We start from the raw sequence: 22,859 nt of genomic DNA on the forward strand, positions 1-22,859 counted from the left end.
AACTTTAATTGATATGAAAAAACAAACTAGGGGCATAGCTTCTAGTTTGTACTTATTTAAATATTGGGGGATGAAATATGAATGTTTTAGTAATTGGCCGCGGTGGGCGTGAGCATGCTTTAGCTTGGAAGTTTGCACAATCTGAAAAAGTAGAAAAGGTATATGTAGCACCAGGTAATGAAGGTATGCGTGATGTTGCAACACCAATTGATATTGATGAAAATGATTTTGATGCATTAGTTTTATTTGCGAAAGAGAATCATGTTGAGTTAACTTTCGTTGGACCAGAAATTCCACTTATGAATGGAATTGTTGATCGTTTTAAAGAAGAGGGACTTCGCGTATTTGGTCCGAATCAAGCGGCTGCTGTTATTGAAGGTAGTAAAGCTTTTACAAAAGAGCTTATGAAAAAATATAATATTCCAACTGCGGCATATGAAACTTTTACAGATTATGAAGAAGCAGTACAGTACATTCAAAAAGTTGGTGCACCAATCGTTATTAAAGCGGATGGCCTAGCTGCTGGTAAAGGTGTAACAGTAGCGATGACGCTGGAAGAAGCATTACAAGCTACGAAAGAAATGCTGCAAGATGTAAAGTTCGGGGAAGCGAGTAAGAAAGTTGTTATTGAAGAGTTTTTAGATGGACAAGAATTTTCATTAATGGCATTTGTGAATGGAACAACTGTACATCCGATGGTAATTGCACAAGATCATAAACGAGCTTTTGATGGTGATAAAGGTCCAAATACTGGCGGAATGGGTGCATATTCTCCAGTACCACAAATTTCGGAGTCAGCAGTTCAAGAGGCGATTGAAACGGTGTTACATCCAACTGCTAAAGCGATGATCCAAGAAAATCGATCGTTTACAGGAATTTTATATGCGGGACTTATTTTAACAAATGATGGTCCAAAGGTAATTGAATTTAATGCACGCTTTGGTGATCCTGAAACAGAAGTTGTATTACCCCGCTTAGAAAATGATTTAGTGGATGTTTGTAACGCTATATTAGATGAAAGTGAGTTAACGTTACAATGGTCAGAGGAAGCGGTAATTGGTGTTGTACTTGCTTCGAAAGGATATCCGGAAGCATATAAAAAAGGTGACATTATTAACGGGTTAGATGCATTGCAAGATGTGATTGTTTTCCATGCAGGTACAGCAATGAAGCATGGTGACTTTGTAACAAACGGTGGTCGTGTACTATTTGTTGCTTGTAAGGCGAATAGTTTACAAGAAGCGAAAGATAAGGTGTATAAAGAAATCGGTAAAATTGAGAGTGATGGTCTATTTTATCGAAGTGATATAGGATATCGTGCAATTGGGCATGAGATGACGAGAAATTAATATGTGAAAAATCCCGCTGATTCCTCAGCGGGATTTTTTATGCATCTTTATCTTTTTTTAATTTCCCTTTTTGCTTTGCCATTTCTCGAAGTAAATATTCGATGTGTGCATTGACGCTACGAAACTCATCATTCGCCCATTTTTCGATGACTGCGTGTAATTCAGGATCAATACGTAATGGAAAGCTTTTCTTTTTAGCCATAAGGATTTACAACCTTTTAGTATAGGCTTCCTGTATTAATAACTGGTTGCGCACCTTTGTCTGAAACGATGGCAACTAATAAGTTGTTCACCATATTTGCTTTACGCTCGTCATCGAGTTCTAGTACGCCTTCTTCATCTAACATATGGATTGAATCTTTTGCCATCTTCACAGCACCTTCAACAATCTCTTTTCTAGCAGCTAATACTGCTTTTGCTTGTTGACGTTGTAGCATTGCATGGGCAATTTCTGTTGCGTAAGCTAGGTGCGTTAAACGAGTTTCTAATACTTCTACACCAGCAATTTCAAGGCGTGCTTCTAACTCACGTTTTAATTCTTCAGAGATTTCTTCAGTATTTCCACGTAATGTAACGCAGGTTTCATCTTGGAAATTGTCATAAGGATATTTTGTTGCAACGTGGCGGATTGCCGTTTCGCTTTGAATTTCTACAAATCGATCGTAATGTTCAACGCCGAACATTGCTTTTGCAGAATCAACAACTTTATATACGATAACAGCGGCAATTTCAATTGGGTTTCCGTCGACATCATTTACTTTTAATTTTTTACTGTTAAAGTTTTCAACACGTAACGATACAGTTTGACGGAATGCGAACGGAATCGTTAAAAATAAACCGTTTTGACGAATTGTTCCTAAATAATTACCGAAGAACGTAATAACTTTTGCTTGGTTTGGTTGAACAATACCAATACCTGTAGCAAGAACTGCGGCTAAAATAATAGTTAATGCTGCTCCTATAAAAATTTCTTGCACGAGGAAAAATACACCGATAGCGGCTAAAATCAAAATTCCAATAATCCCAAGAAAACCATTAACATAAAATACTTGTTTTTCTTTCATATGATCGCCTCCTGATATAAAAATGATATCACTTTTATATCATTTTAAGCAAGGGATTTACACCTAATTTTCTGAATTTTATTGATTAGATATATTTTATGTATATTTTAATGTTTAAAATAAGAATGTATGTTCTGTTTTATGGTAATATAAAGAAGACTTAACCGCCCACTGCAGCAGCTAAGTCTCTTTGAGAGCATCTTGCATCGTGACAAATGATTCAAAGCGGTTTTGCCAGGATTATATCTTCAATCGCTGACTCAATCTCTTTGTCAGAAGCGTCATAACTTCCGTTTGACTGTGGTTTGTCGTGATTGGAAGTTTGATTCACTTCTTCTTTAGTATGTCCCTTCTCAGCAAAATTCATGCTAGGCATTTTAAATGCCCCCATATTCATGTATTTTCCGAATTTCCACATTTCAACAACAGGGCAGAAACGAACAATTCCCTCTGCAACTTTCATTGCACCAATCCATAGCAAAATGTTAGACCAAGTGCACCAAGGTTTGCGTACGAGTTTCGTTGCACTACAACCGAAGAGGACAAGTCCGAGTGTAATTCGAATTAGGGCATTTATTGTACCGATATTTTGCTTCATTAGAAAAACACTCCTTTTTATGAAAGTTGAAATAGATAATACTATTTCTCTTATTAGTATCCCGTTTGATTTTGGGGATATGTAATCCAACATTTGACGTGGAAAAAGATGTTGGATTGTGCGTGTGTGTAAGTAGCTTTTTTTGTTATAATGAGAGAATGCATAAAAGGAAGTTCAAAATTAAATCCTCTCGTTTGAAAAATGTGGAAGAGGGGATTCCAAACTTAATTCTCCGCTTTAAACAAATATTTAAGGTGAACTTAAAAAATCCTAATGAAAATAAACTGTTATTTTAAACAGAAATATATACAACTTGAGAAAAGAAAGGGTGTTTTCATGTACGATATTTCCGGGTGGAAACATGTATTTAAGCTTGATCCGAATAAGGAGTTAAGTGACGAACATTTAGAAATGATTTGTGAGTCTGGAACAGATGCTGTTATTGTAGGCGGAAGTGATGGAGTGACAATTGATAATGTACTACACATGCTAGTTAGCATTCGTAGATATGCAGTTCCTTGTGTGTTAGAGGTTTCTGATGTAGAAGCAATTACACCAGGATTCGATTTTTATTATATCCCAAGCGTTTTAAATAGCCGAAAGGTAGAATGGGTAACAGGCGTTCATCATGAGGCTTTGAAAGAATTTGGGGATATTATGGATTGGGACGAAATTTTTATGGAAGGATATTGTGTTTTAAATCCTGAAGCGAAAGTAGCCCAGCTTACAGATGCAAAGTGTGATGTAACAGAAGATGATGTAATTGCATACGCGCGTTTAGCAGACAAGCTATTACGTTTACCGATATTTTATTTAGAATATAGCGGTACGTATGGAGATGTTGAACTTGTTAAAAATGTGAAAGCACAATTGAAACAAGCTAAGTTATATTATGGCGGCGGTATTTCTAATGCTGAACAGGCGAAGGAAATGGCGCAGCATGCTGATACAGTAGTTGTCGGAAATATTATTTATGATGATATAAAAGCAGCGTTAAAAACGGTTAAAGCAGTAAAAGGAGAGTAGGTGCAGGCGTATATGAGTATGACAGATAGATTATTAAATGGTTTAAATCCGCAGCAACAAAAAGCAGTACAAACAACGAACGGACCACTTCTATTAATGGCAGGCGCAGGTAGTGGTAAAACGCGTGTGTTAACACATCGTATTGCGTATTTACTCGGTGAAAAAGGAGTAGCGCCATGGAATGTACTAGCTATTACCTTTACAAATAAAGCCGCTCGTGAAATGCGCGAGCGTATTGATACACTTGTCGGACCAGAAGCTGAAGATATTTGGATTTCTACGTTCCACTCTATGTGTGTACGTATTTTACGACGTGATATCGATCGCATTGGTATTAATCGTAATTTTACAATTTTAGATTCAGGTGATCAGTTAACTGTAGTCAAAAAAATTATGAAAGAGCGCAATATTGATCCGAAGAAATTTGAACCGCGCTCTATTTTAGCTGGTATTAGTAATGCGAAAAATGAATTGTTATCTGCGGATAAATATGCAAAGAAAATTACAATTGCTGATCCATATGAAAAATTAACGAGCGATGTATATACAGAATATCAAAAACGTCTTTTGAAAAATAACTCACTAGACTTTGATGATTTAATTATGACGACGATTCAACTATTTGAACGTGTTCCAGAAGTACTAGAGTTTTATCAGCGCAAATTCCAGTATATTCACGTGGATGAGTATCAAGATACGAACAAAGCGCAGTACCTTCTTGTTAAACATTTAGCAGCACGTTTTAAAAATTTATGTGTTGTAGGTGACTCAGATCAGTCAATTTATCGCTGGCGTGGTGCGGACATTTCCAACATTTTGTCATTCGAAAAAGACTATGAGAATGCGCAAGTTATCCTGTTAGAACAAAATTATCGTTCGTCACAAAATATTTTAAATGCAGCGAATGCGGTTATTGAAAGAAATACGAATCGTAAACCGAAGAAATTATGGACAGATAATGAAGTTGGAAACAAAATTTCGTATTATCGTGCTGCAACCGAAAAGGACGAAGCATACTTTGTTGCGAAAAAAATTCGCGACGATATTCAAATGGGAAAACGAAAATATACTGATTTTGCAGTGTTATATCGTACAAATGCGCAGTCTCGTATGGTCGAGGAGATTTTCCTGAAATCTAATATTCCTTACAAAATTGTCGGCGGTACGAAGTTCTACGACCGTAAAGAGATTAAAGACATTTTGGCGTATTTACGTTTAATTGGGAATCCAGATGATGAGATTAGTTTTGCGCGTATTATTAACGTACCAAAACGCGGAATTGGTGCGACTTCTATCGACAAAATTATTAATTATGGTGTACAAAATGGAATTTCTTTAACTGCTGTATTCGATGAGATTGAGCATGTTGGAGTAAGTGCAAAGGTTACAAAGGCAGTAAAGGAATTCGCAGGTTTATTACACAACTGGGTAAATATGCAAGAGTATTTATCTGTTACAGAATTGGTAGAAGAAGTTATTGAGAAAACAGGCTATCGCGATATGTTGAAAAATGAGCGTACGTTAGAAGCAGAAGGTCGTCTAGAGAACTTAGATGAGTTTTTATCTGTTACGCAAACATTTGAATCTCAAAGTGAAGATAAGAGTCTTGTTGCATTCTTAACAGACTTAGCACTTGTTGCAGATATTGATCGTGTAGATGAAGACCCAACTGCTGGTGAGGAAGTTATTTTAATGACGATGCACTCAGCGAAAGGATTAGAATTCCCAGTTGTCTTTATTGTTGGTCTAGAGGAAGGAATATTCCCGCATACTCGTTCTCTAATGGAAGAAGATGAAATGCAAGAAGAGCGTCGTCTTGCTTATGTAGGTATTACTCGTGCAGAAGAAGAGTTGTATTTATCTAATGCACAAATGCGTACTTTATTTGGTAGAACAAGTATGAATGCCGCATCTCGATTTATTACAGAAATCCCGACAGAACTAGTGGAATCATTAAATGAAACAGCGCCGAAGCGTGAAACTTCATTTGGTGCAAAAGGAAGAACGGCAAGTAGCAGTAAAACGACAACTACAACACGTTCTCGCTCAGCTTTCGCGCGTCCTGCAGCTAAGACGACAGGCGGCGAACAAATTGGCTGGGCAGTAGGCGATAAAGCTTCCCACCAAAAATGGGGAGTCGGTACAGTTGTAAGTGTAAAAGGTGAAGGAGATGCAAAAGAATTAGATATTGCGTTCCCAAGCCCAATTGGTGTTAAACGTTTGTTAGCAAAATTTGCACCTGTGACGAAACAATAGGAAAGGAATGAGGATATGTCAAAAGAGATAGCAAAAAAACGTATAGAAGAATTACGTGATTTGTTAAATACATTTAACTATCAATATCACGTATTAGACAATCCTTCTGTTTCTGATGCGGAGTATGACCGTAATATGCAGGAGCTTATAAAATTAGAAGCAGAGAATCCAGAGTTTATGAGTGAAGATTCTCCCTCCGTTCGCGTTGGGGGAACGGTTCTTGATATATTTGAAAAAGTAACACATAAGTCACCGATGTTAAGTTTAGGAAATGCATTTAACGAAGGGGATTTACGTGATTTTGACCGACGAGTACGTCAAGGAATTGATGATGCGAATGTAAGATATATATGCGAATTAAAAATTGACGGACTTGCTGTTTCACTTCATTATGAAAAAGGACGCTTCATTCAAGGGGCAACACGTGGTGATGGTGTAACAGGTGAAGATATTACCCAAAATTTAAAAACGATTAAAGCAATCCCGCTTCGTTTAAATGAAGAAGTAACGTTAGAGGCACGAGGCGAAGCTTATATGCCGAAGCGTTCATTCGTTAAGTTAAATGAAGAAAAAGAGCAAAATGGTGAAGATGTATTTGCGAATCCGCGTAATGCGGCAGCAGGTTCAATCCGCCAACTTGATCCGAAAATTGCAGCGAAGCGTAACTTATCTATGTTTGTATACGGTCTTGCGAATGTAGAAGAAAAAACAATCCTATCACATAGTGAATCGCTTGATTTCTTAGGTGAACTTGGATTCAAAACAAATCCAAATCGACGCACATGTGAAACAATTGAAGAAGTTATAGCTTATGTAGAAGAATGGCAAGAAAAACGTCCGCATCTTGATTATGAGATTGATGGGATCGTTATAAAAGTAGATGATGTCGCTCTTCAAGAAAGTCTAGGCACTACAGCAAAGAGTCCAAGATGGGCAATTGCTTATAAATTCCCAGCTGAAGAAGTTGTAACAAGATTAACAGGCATTGAATTAAGTGTTGGTCGTACAGGGGTTGTAACACCGACTGCAGAGCTAGAGCCAGTGCGAGTGGCTGGTACGATCGTTCGTCGTGCTTCTTTACATAACGAAGATTTAATTCGTGAAAAAGATATTCGAATTGGTGACTACGTTGTTGTGAAGAAGGCTGGAGATATTATTCCTGAAGTTGTGAATGTTCTTTTCGATAAGCGTACTGGTGAGGAAGAAGAATATCATATGCCAACGCATTGTCCAGCATGTGAGAGTGAACTAGTTCGTTTAGAAGAAGAGGTAGCACTTCGTTGTATAAATCCAACTTGTCCTGCTCAAATTCGAGAAGGGTTAATCCATTTCGTTTCAAGAAATGCAATGAATATTGATGGACTTGGAGAACGTGTCATTACACAACTCTTTGAGGCAGATTATATTCGTACATTTGCTGATTTATATTCGTTGACGAAAGAGCAATTATTACAGCTAGAACGATTCGGAGAAAAATCAGCAACGAATTTAGTACAAGCAATTGAGAATTCTAAAGAAAACTCATTAGAGCGATTATTATTCGGTCTTGGTATTCGCCATGTCGGAGCGAAAGCAGCACGTACATTTGCTGAGCATTTTGAAACGATGGATGCACTTGTGAAAGCGACAGAAGAAGAACTAAAAGCAATTAACGAGATTGGTGAAAAAATGGCTCAATCCGTCGTGGCGTATTTTGATAATGAAGACGTATTAGAGTTATTACAACAATTTAAAGAATACGGCGTGAACATGACATATAAAGGCATGAAAATTGCTGATTTACAAAACGTTGAGTCGTACTTCGCAGGAAAAACTGTCGTTTTAACAGGGAAATTAGAAGTTATGGGACGTAGTGAAGCGAAGAAGAAGATTGAGGCATTAGGTGGAAAAGTAACAGGAAGTGTTAGTAAAAGTACGGATTTAGTTGTTGCAGGTGAAGCGGCAGGTTCGAAATTAGCACAAGCGGAGAAACATAATGTCGAGGTTTGGAATGAAGAGAGGTTCTTACAAGAGCTAAATAAGTAAGAGGTGCAAACTTACCATGAAAAAAATAGCATTAGCGGTATTAAGCCTTGGCCTACTTGTAAGTGGGTGTAGTGCAGGTGCCGACAAAGATGAAAAAGTGGTTGAGAAATCGGGGAAAGCAAAAGAGCAAGCAATCGTCCCGAATTACTCTATTTCGGATGAATATTATAAGACGACTATTCCATTTGAGGGAGGAAACGCACGTGGCTTAGTTGTGCAAGGAGTAAGTAATCGCCTTGATATAGATGAATTTGAAACAGGATTAATGCGTATTGCGAAAGAATCATTTAGTACGAAAGATAATGTTTTAAAAGGCGGAAAGTCCCTAACTACTCAGTATATACAGATGCTTGTTAAAAGAAAACGTACAGATGCAGAACAAAAGGAACTAGAAGATACATTAAAAAAAGATGCGGTTAAATTCCCGAACATAGGGTTAAATCCCGCATTAGGTGCAGGATCCGAATCATTAGAGGCGAAAAATAAAAAAAATCCAATATATATTTCCAATATTTTAGAACATGATTATTATGTGAACAAAGACAAAAAAGATGAGCGTAGTGGCATTGTAGTTGGATTAGCGATGAATTCGGTTCATTATTATGAGGAAGAGCATGGGTATCCGCGTGAGGCTGCAATTTCGAATGAAAAGATGTTAGCTGAAGGGAAAAAAATGGTGCCAGAAATCTTGAAAGTTATGCATCAACAAGATCCTGAGACAAAAAACCTTCCGATAACATTTGCGATTTATCGTCAGGCTCCAAAGTCTTCGCTCGTACCAGGTAACTTTGTTTCTTATGCGAATGTCGAAAAAGGTAGTGAAACGGTTGAGGATTGGAAACAAATTAATGAGAAATATTATTTGTTCCCATCTGAACAAGCGAAAACAGATAATAAACGTGAAGACTTGGCTAGAGTATCAAACTTCAAGGCAAAATTAAGCGATTATTTCCAAGGTGACTATACAGCTGTTATCGGTACTGGTATGTATAGAGACGATGAATTAAGAGAAATAAAGCTTGATATTCCTGTCCAGTTTAATGGGAAAGCAGAAATAATTGGCTTTACACAATATGTAGCCGGGCTTGTTATGGAATACTTCCCGAATTATATGAAAGTACAAGTAACGATTAAATCTGTAGAGCGTCCAGAAGCGATTATTATACGTGAAGCGAAGCAAGATGAACCGTATGTGAAAATTTTAGATTAAGTAGAAGGGCCGTTCCTTTATGGAACGGCTTTTTTTCTTGGGTAATTTTGTTATAATTTAAAATGTTATAAATAATGGGGTAAGGGGTAAAGGGCATGGATGAATTAAGTTTTCAAGTCATTATTTTATTAATTGCATTCGGTTTTTTAGCAGCTTTTATTGATTCAGTTGTTGGCGGTGGAGGGTTAATTTCGCTTCCGGCACTTATGTTTGTTGGTTTACCGCCAGCTTCGGCAATTGCAACCAATAAATTAGCTGCAACGATGGGGACGTTTACGAGTGCGATTTACTTTATTCGATCGGGAAAGGTCGATTTTAAAATTGTAGGAAAGTTAATCCCGTTAACTGTTATAGGAGCAGTAGCAGGTGCTTTAGTAGTAAAGTTTATTCCTCCAGATATTTTACGTCCGTTAGTGCTTGTAATGTTGGTATTTATTGCTATTTATATTATTGCGAAAAAGGATTGGGGAAGTGTGTCTACCTATAAGAAGATGACGAAAAGAAAAACATTAATATTTTTCTTTGTTATTTTAATGATAGGGTTTTACGATGGTTTTTTTGGACCAGGGACGGGATCCTTTTTAATTTTTGCATTTTTATTAATTGGTTTGGATTTTATTCAAGCGGCAGCATCTGGAAAACTTTTGAACTTTGTTAGTAATATCGTATCGTTAATCACTTTTTTATTTTTAGACGTAATTCATTTTGAATACGGTATTATTATGGGGTTATCGATGATTTTTGGCGCTTATTTTGGATCGAAGTTTGCAGTTCAAAAAGGTGTTGGATATGTAAGGACTTTATTTTTGTTAGTAACCATTTTATTGATTAGCAAAAACATTTTGGAATATACTCATATTTTGTAGAGTTATACATTTGTATAACTCTGTTTTTTTATTATATTTTAAAAATTAATTAATTTTTAAAATATAAGTCTAGGAATATTTGAATAAATCTAAATTATCGTGTAGAATAATGTTGTAAAATGTAAACGTTTTTCTAAGGGGAGGCTAAAAATAATGGTAGTAGCATACAAACATGAGCCATTTACAGATTTTTCAGTGGAGGCTAACAAATTAGCGTTTGAAGAAGGTTTAAAGAAAGTAGAATCTTATCTTGGGCAAGACTATCCATTAATTATTGGGGGAGAAAAAATCACTACAGAAGACAAAATTGTTTCTGTAAACCCTGCAAATAAAGAGGAACTTGTTGGTCGTGTTTCAAAAGCAAGCCGTGAGTTAGCTGAAAAAGCAATGCAAGTAGCGGATGAAACATTCCAAACTTGGAGAAAATCAAAGCCAGAAATGCGTGCAGACATTTTATTCCGTGCTGCAGCGATCGTTCGTCGTAGAAAACATGAATTCTCTGCTATTCTTGTAAAAGAAGCAGGTAAACCATGGAATGAGGCAGATGCTGATACAGCAGAAGCAATCGACTTTATGGAATATTATGGTCGTCAAATGTTGAAATTAAAAGACGGAATTCCAGTAGAAAGCCGTCCAATTGAATATAATCGTTTCTCTTACATTCCATTAGGAGTAGGTGTTATCATTTCTCCTTGGAATTTCCCATTCGCAATTATGGCAGGTATGACAACAGCTGCTTTAGTTTCTGGTAACACAGTATTACTAAAACCAGCTAGTACAACTCCTGTAGTAGCAGCGAAATTCATGGAAGTATTAGAAGAAGCTGGCTTACCAGCTGGTGTAGTAAACTTCGTACCAGGTAATGGTTCTGAAGTTGGTGACTACTTAGTAGATCACCCTCGTACACGTTTCATTAGCTTCACTGGATCTCGTGATGTAGGTATCCGTATTTATGAGCGCGCAGCGAAAGTAAACCCAGGCCAAATTTGGTTAAAACGCGTTATCGCTGAAATGGGCGGTAAAGATACAATCGTTGTTGATAAAGAAGCAGATCTTGAATTAGCAGCTAAATCTATCGTTGCATCAGCATTCGGATTCTCAGGACAAAAATGTTCTGCATGTTCTCGTGCAGTAATCCACGAAGATGTATACGATCACGTATTAAATCGTGCTGTTGAATTAACGAAAGAATTAACAGTTGCTAACCCAGCTGTATTAGGTACAAACATGGGTCCTGTTAATGACCAAGCTGCATTTGATAAAGTAATGAGCTATGTTGCAATTGGTAAAGAAGAAGGTAGAATTTTAGCAGGTGGCGAAGGAGACGATTCTAAAGGCTGGTTCATCCAACCAACAATCGTTGCTGACGTTGCAGAAGATGCTCGCTTAATGAAAGAAGAAATCTTCGGACCAGTAGTAGCATTCTGTAAAGCAAAAGACTTTGACCATGCACTTGCAATTGCAAACAATACAGAATACGGTTTAACAGGAGCAGTTATCTCTAACAACCGTGATCATATTGAAAAAGCACGTGAAGACTTCCACGTAGGTAACTTATACTTCAACCGTGGATGTACTGGTGCAATCGTAGGATACCAACCATTCGGTGGCTTTAACATGTCTGGTACAGACTCTAAAGCTGGTGGTCCTGACTACTTAGCGCTTCACATGCAAGCAAAAACTACTTCTGAAACTTTATAAGAAATAGTAGAAGAGATCTTCGCAGTCTGCGAAGATCTCTTTTTTTTGAAAAAATTTTTATATGTGGATTAACATAGTAATCAGTAGAAAAACTAATAAAGTAATAAGGTTTACTTCAGCAAAATGAGGTATATTTATATTTGCTGAATAGATTCTCTTTAAAGATAAGAAAAGTAGGTGAACAAAGTGGGAAAATATCAATTGGATTACAAAGGCCAGGTAGCTGTCGCAAAGTTTCATGAAAAACAGACGCCTGTCAAATTTGATAAAAAGCAGCAAATTGAAAAATTGCGTGCGGAGTATTTGAAAAAGAAACAAAAACAAACAGATAAATAATAGGAGAAACTAGTTAATTTGAATCAAAAAACACTTACCATATATTACTACTTGGTAAGTGGAACTAGCTAAACCCTATTAATACCGGGATAAACATGTAAATAGAAATAAAACAACGAGAAAAGTTGACTTATTAGTCACATTTTTTTGTATTCATTTTAAGGATTTCCTGTATAATACAATTTGAAAGAAAATCTATGGTTTGACAAGAAACACTCTTTTCGGTTTTGCTCACTGAAGAGAGTGTTTTTTTGTAGCTAAAAACTCCTCTGTACTCATTACATTTGCATATACGCCATTTAAACTAGCTAAAATTGTATTATGAATATAAACAGCGGGTATCGTAGCATTCTTAAAAGAAAGATCTTTTGTCGCACAAGCATCATGTATAACAGTACATTGCAAGCCGAAATCAAAGGCAGCCCTTACGGTAGCATCAATACACATATGAGTCATCATCCCGCATATGACGAGGTGCTCAATATTTAAACGTTGTAATTGCTCTAGAAGATCGGTTTCGCGAAAACTATTTGGATAATGTTTGAGTATAACGGTTTCTTCTTTAAGTGGGCGCACGCTTTCATGAATATGTACACCTTCTGTATTGGGTAGGAAAAAAGTAGCGTCCTCTTTTATTGCTACATGTTGGATATGAAAAATAGGTTCGTTTTTCTTTCTAAAGAGCTGTAGTAGCCGACGGGCATATGCGCTTGCTTCGACTGGATTACGTAATTCCATTTTGCCGTGTGGAAAATAATCATTTTGAATATCAATGAGTAAAAGAGCTGTTTTCATATATTTATCTTCCTCCGATTTCATATTCAAATAATGGTATTCAATTAGTAGAGAAGATTATCCTTTTAAAAAATATGCAAGAGGAGAATTTTACATAACTTTAAATATTACTATTTTTTCTTGAATTTTTCATCTGAAAATTTTAATAAAGAAATAATTAATATTTTTCTAAAAAATGTATTGACTCTTATTATTCTGAGTTCTATAATGAGAATTAATTAAACGACAATTAAATCGATACATTCTTATCCAGAGAGGTGGAGGGACTGGCCCTACGATACCTCAGCAACGGGTTTTTTTAATACCGTGCTAACTCCAGCAAGTCTATGAAAGGCTTGGAAGATGAGAAGATGTGAACGAGTACATATAAGTGCTCTCCTTCTTATCTTTATGGTTGATAAGAAGGAGAGCACTTTTTATTTTACCTCGAGAGCTCTGCTTCAAGTTTTTACAGCATATAGGAGGGGGAAAAATGATTTCTTTTAATAATGTAAGTAAAGTATATGAATCAGGTGGGCAATCTGTTCATGCGGTGGAGGATGTAACGTTATCAGTTGAGAAAGGCGAAATTTTTGGCATTATCGGTTTTAGTGGCGCTGGAAAGAGTACATTATTACGCCTAGTAAACATGTTAGAGAGACCAACGGCAGGAACGATTTCAATAGATGATAAAGATATTACATCATTGTCGACGAAAGAATTACGGAAGCTAAGACAAAGAATCGGGATGATTTTTCAAAGCTTTAATTTATTTAATTCAAGAACAGTGTTTGGGAATATTGCTTATCCATTAAAGTTAGCGAAAGTACCAAAGAATGAGATAAAAGAAAGAGTAAATGAATTGCTGAAGTTTGTAGGGTTAGAAGATAAAGCAAACAATTATCCAGAGCAGCTATCAGGCGGACAAAAGCAACGTGTTGGTATTGCTAGAGCACTTGCAACATCACCAGATATTCTTATATGTGATGAGGCAACATCAGCTTTAGATCCAGAAACAACGACAGAAATTCTAAACTTATTAAAGAAAGTAAATCGAGAATATAATTTAACAATTCTTCTTATTACACATGAAATGCATGTTGTGAAAGAAATTTGTCACCGTGTAGCTGTAATGGAGAAAGGAAAAGTTATTGAAGAAGGAAAACTGTTTGATGTTTTCACACAACCAAAAACAAAGACGACTCAAAACTTTGTACGTTCTGTTATTAATGATCATTTACCGGAAAGTGTTTTAGCAAAAATTCAAAATGGTGGTCAGATTTATCGTCTAACATTTACTGGTGAGGAGACAGGACAGCCAGTACTATCATATATCGCAAAAAACTATAATGTCGATGTAAATGTACTGTACGGAAATATTATTGAACTTCAAAATGTGTTATTTGGAAATCTTCTTGTAGAATTGCAAGGTGAACAGAGGGAAATTCAAAAAGCATTACAACATCTAAGACTGCAAGTGCAGCTGAAGGAGGTAGAAGCTCATGCGAGTTGATTGGAGTATATTTTGGCCGCGCATATTAGATGCGACGGGGGATACCCTCTTAATGGTAATTGTAACCCTTATATTCGCTACAATTCTTGGTATACCTCTAGGTTTACTTTTATATGTAACGAGAAAAGGAAACTTTTTAGAAAATAAATGGGTCTTTTCTATTCTTAATATTATCATTAATACAATTCGTCCAATTCCATTCATCATATTCTTAGTAGCTTTAAGCCCGCTAACAAGAAGTGTTATCGGAACGACAATTGGAACGGCGGCAGCAATTTTCCCAATGACGTTAGTTGCATCAATCGGTATTGCTAGAATGGTTGAAACAAATCTTGTTTCTGTTCCGAAAGGGGTAATCGAAGCAGCGCAAGCGATGGGTGCTTCACCAATTAGAATTGTTTTTGAAATCCTTGTACCAGAAGCGTTAGCGCCATTAATTTTAGGTGTTACATTTATGACAGTTGGTTTAATTGAATTTTCTGCGGTTGCGGGGCTTGTCGGTGGCGGCGGTCTTGGTGATTTAGCAATGACATATGGTTATCAACGTTTTGATACATCAGTTATGTTCGTAACGGTCGTTTTACTTATCATTCTTGTACAGTTAGCTCAAAACTTAGGAAACTACTTTGCGAAAGTCTTTTTACGCAGATCATAAAAAGGAAGTGGGGAAAAGGAAATGAAGAAAATTTTAGCATTTGCATTATCAGCAATTGTAGGAATTTCGGCGTTAAGTGGCTGCTCGGATGCAGGAACAAAAGAGAAAACAGTTCGCATTGGTGTAACTGGAACGGATGGAAACGCTTGGGAAATTGTAAAGGAAAAAGCTGAAAAAGAAGGAATTAAAGTTAAACTGGTTGAGTTCTCTGATTACACAACGCCAAATAAAGCGTTAGCTGATGGAGATATTGAATTAAATTCATTCCAGCATATTGCATTCTTAGAGCAATTTAAAAAGGAGCATAAGCTAGATATTACAGCTGTTGGTACAACGCAAATTGCACCAATGGGTTTATACTCTGAAAAACATAAGAAAGCAAATGAAATTCCAGATGGTTCAGAAATTGCGATTCCAAATGATCCAACGAACCAAGCACGTGCATTAAAACTTCTTGATGCAGCTGGGTTATTAAAGCTTAAAAAAGACTTTGGTCTATTTGGAGATCCAAGCGGCATTGCTGAAAATCCGAAGAAGTTAAAAATTACACCGGTTATCGCACAGCAAACACCTCGTGTATTAAAAGATGTAGCAGCTTCAGTTATTAATAACGGTGTTGCTGGTCAAGCTGGATTAGATCCAGCGAAGGATCCAATTTTCTTAGAAGATCCAAAGAATGAAAATGCGAAGCCATATATTAATATTTTCGCAGCTCGTACGAAAGATAAAGATGATCCAACACTGAAAAAAGTAATTGAACTATATCATTCAAAAGAAGTAACAGATGCAATTAAGAAAGAAACAAATGATGGTTCAATTTCAGTAGATCTTTCACTTGATGAGCTTGAAAAAATCGTAAAATAATGATTGGGTTTAATGGACTAACAGAAGGAACCCCTCCGCTGTTAGTTCGTTCAACATATAATCTACTTAACAAACAAAACAAACCCTAATTCTGTACCTTCCAATTCTGTATAACATAGAATCCAATGTTTGTTAAGTAGAGTAATGGACCAGGAGTTTTCCTGGTCTTTTTTATGAATGAAAGTAGCTAGCGAATAGTAAGGTAATCCAAATTATAATAGGATAAGAAAATAAGCTGAAAGCGAGTGTAATTAAGAATTTATTTTTATGAATTAAGTGTTTTTGGGATGAAAAAAAGAAAATAGAAAAGATGGCAATGAAAACTGCGGATATTACGCCAGGGTTATAAGAACGGTAAATGAAAAACAAAATAATATGTTGAACAGAGTTGAAGAAAATTGCCCCTTGTATAAAAATAATCCAGTATATAGAAGACAAGATGTTTATTTGATATAGAAAGACGATAAGTAAAACAAAGAGAGTCAATATAAAAATAGCAATGGAAAATTGTTGACTAGTTATAAAAGTAATTGAAAATTGATTAGCAAGATATTGTGGCATTTGGAAAGATTCTTCAAGGTTATGAATGAAAAATAAAAAGGGAATAAGCCAAAGCATAATAGTTGGAATTTTTTTTGACAACTTACATCACTCCAATATGGAGATAGAAAGCCTAGAAAGGCCCTCTACCCAGAGATATTCATTCAATTATAATACTTTTTAAATTATCTTCATGATGCCCTTGTTCTTTTGGATAAGCAGCTAGTTCCTCTTGTAAAATATTTAGCATTTGCTTAGCTGATTGCTGGATTGGGGTAGGTAACTCTTCTAATATATGCATACCTACTTTTATTTTTGTACGGATGACTTTCCTTAGTAGTTCTTCATGCATGTACGACACCTCCAAATCGAATGTTTAGTACATCATCTTCGAATTTTGCTCCTTGAATAGAAAGATGTGTTAACGTTTTGGGTAATGTGATGTTCCGCTTAACAGAACCAGCACGAATGATAAGCTCATCGCCTTTTTGATTTAATGCAAGTTCACTTTTGTTAGAGAAGGGAATGGACAAAACGAAAATATATTCATCGCCATCTTTTTTTACATATTGAGTGCGACCGTTAAATTTTACTTCAGTAGGACAATGATCCGTTTTAAATAAAGTATCTCCTACACGTTCTAACATAGGTAAACCAACAACTTCTTGTTCAAACATTGGAGCTTCGTAAATAGGAAGTGGATCAAAACTATCTTGAATTAATGTTTTATATTTCTTTTGGGTATCTTTCCATGCTTGAAAATAAGGATCGGTGACAGTGTTAGGAATGACACGATTGATCATAATGGCATCTACGTTATAATCGTATAGATTTAAATACGTAAAGCTGCGCTGTGCTTCTTTAATGACCATTTTTTCGGGATTTACAACGATGCGGATACTCGTTACGTCTCGGTTTGATAAAATATCCCTCATTTCTCCGAGTTGTTCAAGTGTATTTGTTAATTCGTCCATAATATCATCGGTTGGAAGGGGGACACCAAGAAGTGGTTGAGCTACAGGGCGAACAACTTTTAAAACTTTTCTTTTAATAGGAAAGAGTTTTTCCATCCACCAGCCGAGCATGTCTGGAAAGCTGAGCATTGCTAATGTTTCTCCTGTTGGAGCACAATCAATGATAATAACGTCATATGTGTTTTGTTTATAATAATCGAGCACGCGAAGTAAGCTAATTAAATCTTCCATACCAGGAAACATCGTTAATTCTTCTGTTGTAATATCATCGGCTGCTTTGGAAGTGAAGAGTAGTGTAATATATTTCTGTAATTTTCCCCAGCCTTTTTCCATCTCATAAATCGTATTAATTTCTTGTGCCCACAAATTTTTACGAACTTCTAATGGCTCAGAAGATAGCTTTATACCAAATGAATCTCCTAAACTATGAGCAGGATCTGTGCTCATTACTAAAGTTTTTAATCCTTGTTTCGCACTTTGAATTGCTGTTGCTGCTGAAATGCTAGTTTTTCCTACGCCGCCTTTACCTGTATACAAGATAATTCTCATCATTCATATCCCCTTTGTTTCGAATATCGAATATTACGAGTGTCGAAGTATTTTTTTGAATAAAAACCCTATTAGGGTTTTTATTCAATCGGAATGTTTTTCATTTTAGGTGTAGAAACTTTTTCTTCTGTTTTTTGCTGTGACGTAGCGATGTGATTCATAATCTTTTGGAAGATTTGTAGTAAGAATGCTTTTTCTTCTTCTGATAATGCTTCTGTTACTAAGCTAAAGTAATGGGCTGCATTTTGCTTTACTTCTTGAACGAGTATTACGCCGTTTTCTGTTAAACGAATTAATACAATACGTCGGTCGTTTTCATCACGATAGCGTTCAATATATCCCTTTTTTACAAGGCGATTTACAACACCTGTCGTTGTACTCATCGGTATATCAAGAAGATCAGCAATTTTCGTCATTGTAATATCTGTATTTCGTTCCATCCAAAGTAAACAAAATACTTCTGTTTTAGAAAGTGTTAAATCTAGGCTTACCCATTCTTCAGGATAGAAAAGTTTCTTGGCGTTATCTAGCAGTAAGTCTAAAAAATGTTCATATTGCAACAATTAATTCCACTCCCGTATATTTCGAGGTTCGTAATATTTATTTTTATTTTATGTAGAATAGAAATAATTGTCAATGATTTTAATTGTTTTTTCAGATTAGGCAGAAAACTTTCTTTAAAATAGTATTCTTTTATGATAGATTTATAAATATAAAACTAGAATTTACATAAAAATCCATCATGGTAAATATACTTATCTATAATGGATGTACTGCTAACGAGGGGGAGAACGATGAGAAGACGTAATACGCAAGCGTTCACGTTTTTAGCATGGACTTCATTTGTTTGTGCACTTTCAGGTATGCTAATTGGTATTTATACGCTAGATGAAACGCTTAGTGTAAAAGGATACTATTTAATTGGAACATTATTTTTAACGATGTCTTGTTTTGTATTACAAAAAACAATTCGTGATAATGAAGAAGATAACGAGAGATTTCCGAAAAATAAACCGTTAGATAAAGAGTAAATTGTAAAGAAAGGCATTTGCCTTTCTTTTTTTATGTAAAAATGGCGTAAGTACTCTGTGTTGACTTGCTTGAAGTACTGAAAATTTGGTATCATCAATAGTATTGTAGATTGAACGATATATTATGGAGGTGGCCTAGCCGTGTCAAGAATTTCCGTTGAGAATGTAAAGCACGTAGCACATTTAGCACGTCTTGCAATTACTGATCAAGAAGCAGAAAAATTTCAAAAACAACTAGATGCAATTGTTACATTTGCAGAACAGTTAAATGAATTAGATACAACAGATGTAAAACCAACAACTCATGTATTAACTATGAAAAATGTTATGCGTGAAGATGTACCAGAAAAAGGTTTACCAGTTGAAGAAGTATTAAAAAATGCACCGGATCACAAAGATAATCAAATCCGTGTTCCAGCAGTATTAGAATAGAGGAGGGGAATTTCGATGTCATTATTTGATCATTCAGTATCAGAGTTACATAAGAAATTAAACAACAAAGAAATTTCCGTTACGGATTTAGTAGAAGAATCTTACAAACGTATTGCGGATGTTGAAGATAACGTAAAAGCTTTTCTTACATTAGATGAAGAAAATGCACGCGCAAAAGCGAAAGAATTAGATGCAAAAATCGGCGCTGAAGATAATGGTTTATTATTCGGTATGCCAATTGGTGTAAAAGATAACATTGTAACTAACGGTCTTCGTACAACTTGTGCGAGCAAAATGTTAGCAAACTTTGATCCAATTTATGATGCGACAGTTGTGCAAAAGCTAAAAGCTGCTGACACAATTACAATCGGTAAATTAAACATGGACGAGTTCGCAATGGGTTCTTCAAATGAAAACTCAGGTTTCTACGCTACGAAAAATCCATGGAACTTAGATTACGTTCCAGGCGGATCTAGTGGTGGTTCTGCAGCAGCTGTAGCAGCAGGAGAAGTATTATTCTCTCTAGGTTCTGATACAGGTGGTTCTATCCGTCAGCCAGCTGCATATTGCGGCGTTGTAGGCTTAAAACCAACTTACGGACGTGTATCTCGTTACGGATTAGTTGCATTCGCATCTTCACTGGACCAAATCGGACCGATTACACGTACAGTAGAAGATAATGCATACTTATTACAAGCTATTTCAGGTCTTGACCGTATGGATGCAACTTCTGCAAACGTTGAAGTAGGAAACTACTTAGCTGGTTTAACAGGCGACGTTAAAGGTTTACGTATTGCTGTACCGAAAGAATACTTAGGAGAAGGTGTTGGCGAAGAAGCTCGTGAGTCAGTACTAGCTGCTTTAAAAGTATTAGAAGGTATGGGCGCAACTTGGGAGGAAGTATCTCTTCCGCACTCTAAATACGCTCTAGCAACGTATTACTTATTATCTTCTTCTGAAGCATCTGCGAACCTTTCACGCTTTGATGGCGTACGTTACGGTGTTCGTTCTGATAATGTAAATAATTTATTAGACCTTTACAAAAACACACGTAGCGAAGGTTTTGGTGATGAAGTAAAACGTCGTATTATGCTTGGTACATTTGCACTTAGCTCTGGTTACTATGATGCATATTACAAAAAAGCACAACAAGTACGTACATTAATTAAAAACGACTTTGAAAATGTATTTGCTAACTACGATGTTATTATTGGACCAACAACGCCAACTCCGGCATTTAAAGTGGGCGAAAAAGTTGATGATCCAATGACAATGTATGCAAACGACATTTTAACAATCCCAGTAAACTTAGCGGGTGTTCCAGCGATTTCTGTTCCATGTGGATTCGGTGCTAACAACATGCCACTTGGTCTACAAATCATTGGTAAACACTTCGATGAAGCGACAATTTACCGCGTTGCACATGCGTTTGAGCAAGCAACAGACTATCATACAAAAAAAGCAAGTCTGTAAGGAGGCGAGCATAGATGAATTTAGAAACAATTATTGGTTTAGAGGTTCACGTTGAGTTAAAAACAAATTCGAAAATTTTCTCTGCGAGTCCAACAGAATTCGGAGCGGAGCCAAATACACAAACAAGTGTAATTGACTTAGGATACCCAGGGGTACTTCCTACTTTAAATAAAGAAGCAGTTAACTTTGCAATGAAAGCTGCAATGGCATTAAACTGTGAAATCGCAACGGAAACGAAGTTCGACCGTAAAAACTATTTCTACCCAGATAATCCGAAAGCTTACCAAATTTCTCAATTTGATAAGCCAATTGGTGAAAATGGCTGGATTGAAATCGAAGTAGACGGTAAAAAGAAACGTATCGGTATTACACGTCTTCATTTAGAAGAAGATGCTGGTAAATCAACGCATACAGCTGATGGTTCATTAGTAGACTACAATCGTCAAGGTATGCCTTTAATCGAGATCGTGTCTGAGCCAGATATGCGTACACCGGAAGAAGCATATGCATACTTAGAGAAGTTAAAATCAATTATTCAATACACGGGCGTATCTGACTGTAAGATGGAAGAAGGTTCCTTGCGTTGTGATGCGAACATTTCTCTTCGTCCAGTTGGACAAGAAAAGTTCGGTACAAAAGCAGAACTGAAAAACTTAAACTCATTCACTTACGTACAAAAAGGTCTTGAGCACGAGCAAGTGCGTCAAGAAAAAGAATTATTATCTGGTGGTATCATCCAACAAGAAACACGTCGTTATGATGAAGCAACGAAGAAAACAATCTTAATGCGTGTGAAAGAAGGATCTGATGATTACCGTTACTTCCCAGAACCAGACTTAGTTGAACTTTACATCGACGATGAGTGGAAAGAAGCAGTTCGTGCTTCTATTCCAGAACTTCCAGATGCACGTAAAGCTCGCTACGTTGCAGAATTAGGCTTACCAGCTTATGATGCACACGTATTAACATTAACGAAAGAAATGTCTGATTTCTTTGAAGCAACTGTTGCAGACGGTGCTGATGCGAAATTAACATCAAACTGGTTAATGGGTGAAGTACTTGCATACTTAAACAAACAACAAAAAGAATTAAAAGATGTTGCATTAACGCCTGCTGGTTTATCTAAAATGGTTCAATTAATTGAAAAAGGTACAATTTCTTCTAAAATTGCGAAGAAAGTATTTAACGAATTAATTGAAAAAGGTGGAGACCCAGAGGAAATCGTTAAAGCGAAAGGTCTTGTTCAAATTTCTGACGAGGGTACACTTCGTAAAGTTGTAACAGAAATTCTTGATAATAATGAGCAATCTATCGAAGACTTTAAAAACGGTAAAGACCGTGCGATTGGCTTCTTAGTTGGTCAAATTATGAAAGCTACAAAAGGACAAGCAAATCCACCGCTTGTTAACAAAATCTTACTTGAAGAGATTAATAAGCGATAATAGTAGTAACTTTTAAAGATTAAGCAGAAAAACACCCGTACATGGGTGTTTTTCTAGGTTAATCAAACGTTTGTTTAAATGAGAGAAAATCATTTAAACAAACGTTTGATTAACTGTCAAAAGTGGAAAAATGTTTGTATAGCAACTATGGTATGATAGTTGCAAAAAGGTGGGAATAATG

23 protein-coding genes and 1 riboswitch are annotated in these 22,859 nt (G+C 36.2%); of the genes, 15 read left to right on the top strand and 8 right to left on the bottom strand.

Annotated features, from left to right (window positions below; all coding sequences use genetic code 11):
- Positions 1 to 77: 77 nt before the first annotated feature.
- Positions 78 to 1,349 carry a phosphoribosylamine--glycine ligase gene (purD, locus tag NLJ82_RS01765; RefSeq protein WP_001101953.1) on the top strand — a complete coding sequence of 424 codons (1,272 nt, stop codon included), beginning with the start codon at positions 78 to 80 and terminating at the stop codon, positions 1,347 to 1,349.
- Between the two features lie 37 nt (positions 1,350 to 1,386).
- Here the strand turns inward: purD and NLJ82_RS01770 are convergent, their stop codons facing one another.
- From NLJ82_RS01770 to NLJ82_RS01780, 3 genes are all read right to left on the bottom strand, one after another.
- A complete protein-coding gene (locus NLJ82_RS01770; protein ID WP_001085171.1) occupies positions 1,387 to 1,551 on the bottom strand; it encodes a type II toxin-antitoxin system antitoxin in 165 nt (54 codons plus the stop codon).
- Positions 1,552 to 1,567: 16 nt separating this feature from the next.
- On the bottom strand, positions 1,568 to 2,413 hold the full coding sequence (locus NLJ82_RS01775) for an SPFH domain-containing protein (RefSeq protein ID WP_000660685.1): 846 nt from the start codon (positions 2,411 to 2,413) through the stop codon (positions 1,568 to 1,570).
- 220 nt (positions 2,414 to 2,633) lie between these two features.
- Positions 2,634 to 3,011 carry a YgaP family membrane protein gene (locus NLJ82_RS01780; protein ID WP_000812350.1) on the bottom strand — a complete coding sequence of 126 codons (378 nt, stop codon included), beginning with the start codon at positions 3,009 to 3,011 and terminating at the stop codon, positions 2,634 to 2,636.
- Positions 3,012 to 3,347: 336 nt separating this feature from the next.
- Between NLJ82_RS01780 and pcrB the strand changes: the two genes are divergently transcribed.
- The 7 genes from pcrB to NLJ82_RS01815 all read left to right on the top strand — a co-directional run bounded on the left by pcrB (position 3,348) and on the right by NLJ82_RS01815 (position 12,431).
- Entirely contained in the window at positions 3,348 to 4,037 is a 690-nt protein-coding gene (gene pcrB, locus NLJ82_RS01785; RefSeq protein ID WP_000272093.1) for a heptaprenylglyceryl phosphate synthase, read from the top strand.
- 12 nt (positions 4,038 to 4,049) lie between these two features.
- Positions 4,050 to 6,293, top strand: a complete 2,244-nt coding sequence (gene pcrA / locus NLJ82_RS01790; protein WP_002026868.1) for a DNA helicase PcrA — start codon at positions 4,050 to 4,052, stop codon at positions 6,291 to 6,293.
- A 15-nt stretch (positions 6,294 to 6,308) separates the two neighbouring features.
- Complete coding sequence (ligA, locus tag NLJ82_RS01795) at positions 6,309 to 8,318, top strand: NAD-dependent DNA ligase LigA (protein WP_000031441.1); 2,010 nt, start codon at positions 6,309 to 6,311, stop codon at positions 8,316 to 8,318.
- A gap of 16 nt (positions 8,319 to 8,334) precedes the next feature.
- Positions 8,335 to 9,528: a CamS family sex pheromone protein gene (locus NLJ82_RS01800; protein ID WP_000717041.1), complete on the top strand. Its 1,194-nt coding sequence runs from the start codon at positions 8,335 to 8,337 to the stop codon at positions 9,526 to 9,528.
- Between the two features lie 95 nt (positions 9,529 to 9,623).
- Complete coding sequence (locus NLJ82_RS01805; RefSeq protein WP_000343965.1) at positions 9,624 to 10,394, top strand: TSUP family transporter; 771 nt, start codon at positions 9,624 to 9,626, stop codon at positions 10,392 to 10,394.
- 153 nt (positions 10,395 to 10,547) lie between these two features.
- Complete coding sequence (pruA, locus tag NLJ82_RS01810; protein WP_000259550.1) at positions 10,548 to 12,095, top strand: L-glutamate gamma-semialdehyde dehydrogenase; 1,548 nt, start codon at positions 10,548 to 10,550, stop codon at positions 12,093 to 12,095.
- A gap of 186 nt (positions 12,096 to 12,281) precedes the next feature.
- The gene (locus tag NLJ82_RS01815) at positions 12,282 to 12,431 is read left to right on the top strand and encodes a hypothetical protein (protein ID WP_000521648.1); all 150 of its coding nucleotides are present in this window, start codon (positions 12,282 to 12,284) and stop codon (positions 12,429 to 12,431) included.
- A 231-nt stretch (positions 12,432 to 12,662) separates the two neighbouring features.
- Here NLJ82_RS01815 and NLJ82_RS01820 read toward each other — a convergent pair whose 3' ends face one another.
- A complete protein-coding gene (locus NLJ82_RS01820) occupies positions 12,663 to 13,226 on the bottom strand; it encodes a cysteine hydrolase family protein (RefSeq protein ID WP_000844889.1) in 564 nt (187 codons plus the stop codon).
- Positions 13,227 to 13,468: 242 nt separating this feature from the next.
- Positions 13,469 to 13,575: riboswitch (SAM riboswitch) on the top strand.
- Positions 13,576 to 13,698: 123 nt separating this feature from the next.
- On the opposite strand from NLJ82_RS01820, the gene NLJ82_RS01825 reads away from it, so the two are divergent.
- From NLJ82_RS01825 to NLJ82_RS01835, 3 genes are read left to right on the top strand one after another with little or no spacing between them, the layout of a single operon-like run.
- Entirely contained in the window at positions 13,699 to 14,718 is a 1,020-nt protein-coding gene (locus tag NLJ82_RS01825; RefSeq protein WP_000622979.1) for a methionine ABC transporter ATP-binding protein, read from the top strand.
- Positions 14,708 to 15,373, top strand: coding sequence for a methionine ABC transporter permease (locus tag NLJ82_RS01830; RefSeq protein WP_001261859.1), 666 nt, complete (start codon positions 14,708 to 14,710; stop codon positions 15,371 to 15,373). The genes NLJ82_RS01825 and NLJ82_RS01830 overlap by 11 nt, the downstream gene beginning before the upstream one ends.
- A gap of 21 nt (positions 15,374 to 15,394) precedes the next feature.
- A complete protein-coding gene (locus tag NLJ82_RS01835; RefSeq protein ID WP_001992483.1) occupies positions 15,395 to 16,237 on the top strand; it encodes a MetQ/NlpA family ABC transporter substrate-binding protein in 843 nt (280 codons plus the stop codon).
- 171 nt (positions 16,238 to 16,408) lie between these two features.
- On the opposite strand, the gene NLJ82_RS01840 is transcribed toward NLJ82_RS01835, so the two are convergent.
- The 4 genes from NLJ82_RS01840 to NLJ82_RS01855 form a co-directional block, all read right to left on the bottom strand.
- On the bottom strand, positions 16,409 to 16,879 hold the full coding sequence (locus NLJ82_RS01840; RefSeq protein WP_041185156.1) for an HXXEE domain-containing protein: 471 nt from the start codon (positions 16,877 to 16,879) through the stop codon (positions 16,409 to 16,411).
- Between the two features lie 58 nt (positions 16,880 to 16,937).
- A complete protein-coding gene (locus NLJ82_RS01845; protein ID WP_000544092.1) occupies positions 16,938 to 17,129 on the bottom strand; it encodes a DUF3926 domain-containing protein in 192 nt (63 codons plus the stop codon).
- Entirely contained in the window at positions 17,122 to 18,303 is a 1,182-nt protein-coding gene (locus tag NLJ82_RS01850; protein WP_002092701.1) for an ArsA family ATPase, read from the bottom strand. The genes NLJ82_RS01845 and NLJ82_RS01850 overlap by 8 nt, the downstream gene beginning before the upstream one ends.
- 77 nt (positions 18,304 to 18,380) lie before the next feature.
- Positions 18,381 to 18,863 (bottom strand): MarR family winged helix-turn-helix transcriptional regulator, encoded by a 483-nt coding sequence (locus tag NLJ82_RS01855; protein ID WP_000942473.1) that lies wholly within the window; start codon positions 18,861 to 18,863, stop codon positions 18,381 to 18,383.
- A 231-nt stretch (positions 18,864 to 19,094) separates the two neighbouring features.
- On the opposite strand from NLJ82_RS01855, the gene NLJ82_RS01860 reads away from it, so the two are divergent.
- The 4 genes from NLJ82_RS01860 (at position 19,095) to gatB (ending at position 22,678) form a co-directional block, all read left to right on the top strand.
- Complete coding sequence (locus tag NLJ82_RS01860) at positions 19,095 to 19,331, top strand: YiaA/YiaB family inner membrane protein (protein WP_001254393.1); 237 nt, start codon at positions 19,095 to 19,097, stop codon at positions 19,329 to 19,331.
- A 141-nt stretch (positions 19,332 to 19,472) separates the two neighbouring features.
- Positions 19,473 to 19,763 carry an Asp-tRNA(Asn)/Glu-tRNA(Gln) amidotransferase subunit GatC gene (gatC, locus tag NLJ82_RS01865; RefSeq protein ID WP_000086999.1) on the top strand — a complete coding sequence of 97 codons (291 nt, stop codon included), beginning with the start codon at positions 19,473 to 19,475 and terminating at the stop codon, positions 19,761 to 19,763.
- A gap of 15 nt (positions 19,764 to 19,778) precedes the next feature.
- Positions 19,779 to 21,236: an Asp-tRNA(Asn)/Glu-tRNA(Gln) amidotransferase subunit GatA gene (gene gatA, locus NLJ82_RS01870; protein WP_000051444.1), complete on the top strand. Its 1,458-nt coding sequence runs from the start codon at positions 19,779 to 19,781 to the stop codon at positions 21,234 to 21,236.
- 14 nt (positions 21,237 to 21,250) lie between these two features.
- A complete protein-coding gene (gene gatB / locus NLJ82_RS01875; RefSeq protein ID WP_001047685.1) occupies positions 21,251 to 22,678 on the top strand; it encodes an Asp-tRNA(Asn)/Glu-tRNA(Gln) amidotransferase subunit GatB in 1,428 nt (475 codons plus the stop codon).
- Positions 22,679 to 22,859 lie beyond the last annotated feature (181 nt).

Origin of the sequence: Bacillus paranthracis (assembly GCF_024296885.1) — a bacterium.
GTDB lineage: Bacteria > Bacillota > Bacilli > Bacillales > Bacillaceae_G > Bacillus_A > Bacillus_A paranthracis.

Excerpts from the sequence above, each read along its gene's own strand:
- purD (WP_001101953.1), top strand. The coding sequence starts at position 78 with ATGAATGTTTTAGTAATTGGCCGCGGTGGGCGTGAGCATGCTTTAGCT.
- NLJ82_RS01770 (WP_001085171.1), bottom strand. The coding sequence starts at position 1,551 with ATGGCTAAAAAGAAAAGCTTTCCATTACGTATTGATCCTGAATTACAC.
- NLJ82_RS01775 (WP_000660685.1), bottom strand. The coding sequence starts at position 2,413 with ATGAAAGAAAAACAAGTATTTTATGTTAATGGTTTTCTTGGGATTATT.
- NLJ82_RS01780 (WP_000812350.1), bottom strand. The coding sequence starts at position 3,011 with ATGAAGCAAAATATCGGTACAATAAATGCCCTAATTCGAATTACACTC.
- pcrB (WP_000272093.1), top strand. The coding sequence starts at position 3,348 with ATGTACGATATTTCCGGGTGGAAACATGTATTTAAGCTTGATCCGAAT.
- pcrA (WP_002026868.1), top strand. The coding sequence starts at position 4,050 with ATGAGTATGACAGATAGATTATTAAATGGTTTAAATCCGCAGCAACAA.
- ligA (WP_000031441.1), top strand. The coding sequence starts at position 6,309 with ATGTCAAAAGAGATAGCAAAAAAACGTATAGAAGAATTACGTGATTTG.
- NLJ82_RS01800 (WP_000717041.1), top strand. The coding sequence starts at position 8,335 with ATGAAAAAAATAGCATTAGCGGTATTAAGCCTTGGCCTACTTGTAAGT.
- NLJ82_RS01805 (WP_000343965.1), top strand. The coding sequence starts at position 9,624 with ATGGATGAATTAAGTTTTCAAGTCATTATTTTATTAATTGCATTCGGT.
- pruA (WP_000259550.1), top strand. The coding sequence starts at position 10,548 with ATGGTAGTAGCATACAAACATGAGCCATTTACAGATTTTTCAGTGGAG.
- NLJ82_RS01820 (WP_000844889.1), bottom strand. The coding sequence starts at position 13,226 with ATGAAAACAGCTCTTTTACTCATTGATATTCAAAATGATTATTTTCCA.
- NLJ82_RS01825 (WP_000622979.1), top strand. The coding sequence starts at position 13,699 with ATGATTTCTTTTAATAATGTAAGTAAAGTATATGAATCAGGTGGGCAA.
- NLJ82_RS01830 (WP_001261859.1), top strand. The coding sequence starts at position 14,708 with ATGCGAGTTGATTGGAGTATATTTTGGCCGCGCATATTAGATGCGACG.
- NLJ82_RS01835 (WP_001992483.1), top strand. The coding sequence starts at position 15,395 with ATGAAGAAAATTTTAGCATTTGCATTATCAGCAATTGTAGGAATTTCG.
- NLJ82_RS01845 (WP_000544092.1), bottom strand. The coding sequence starts at position 17,129 with ATGCATGAAGAACTACTAAGGAAAGTCATCCGTACAAAAATAAAAGTA.
- NLJ82_RS01850 (WP_002092701.1), bottom strand. The coding sequence starts at position 18,303 with ATGATGAGAATTATCTTGTATACAGGTAAAGGCGGCGTAGGAAAAACT.
- NLJ82_RS01860 (WP_001254393.1), top strand. The coding sequence starts at position 19,095 with ATGAGAAGACGTAATACGCAAGCGTTCACGTTTTTAGCATGGACTTCA.
- gatA (WP_000051444.1), top strand. The coding sequence starts at position 19,779 with ATGTCATTATTTGATCATTCAGTATCAGAGTTACATAAGAAATTAAAC.
- gatB (WP_001047685.1), top strand. The coding sequence starts at position 21,251 with ATGAATTTAGAAACAATTATTGGTTTAGAGGTTCACGTTGAGTTAAAA.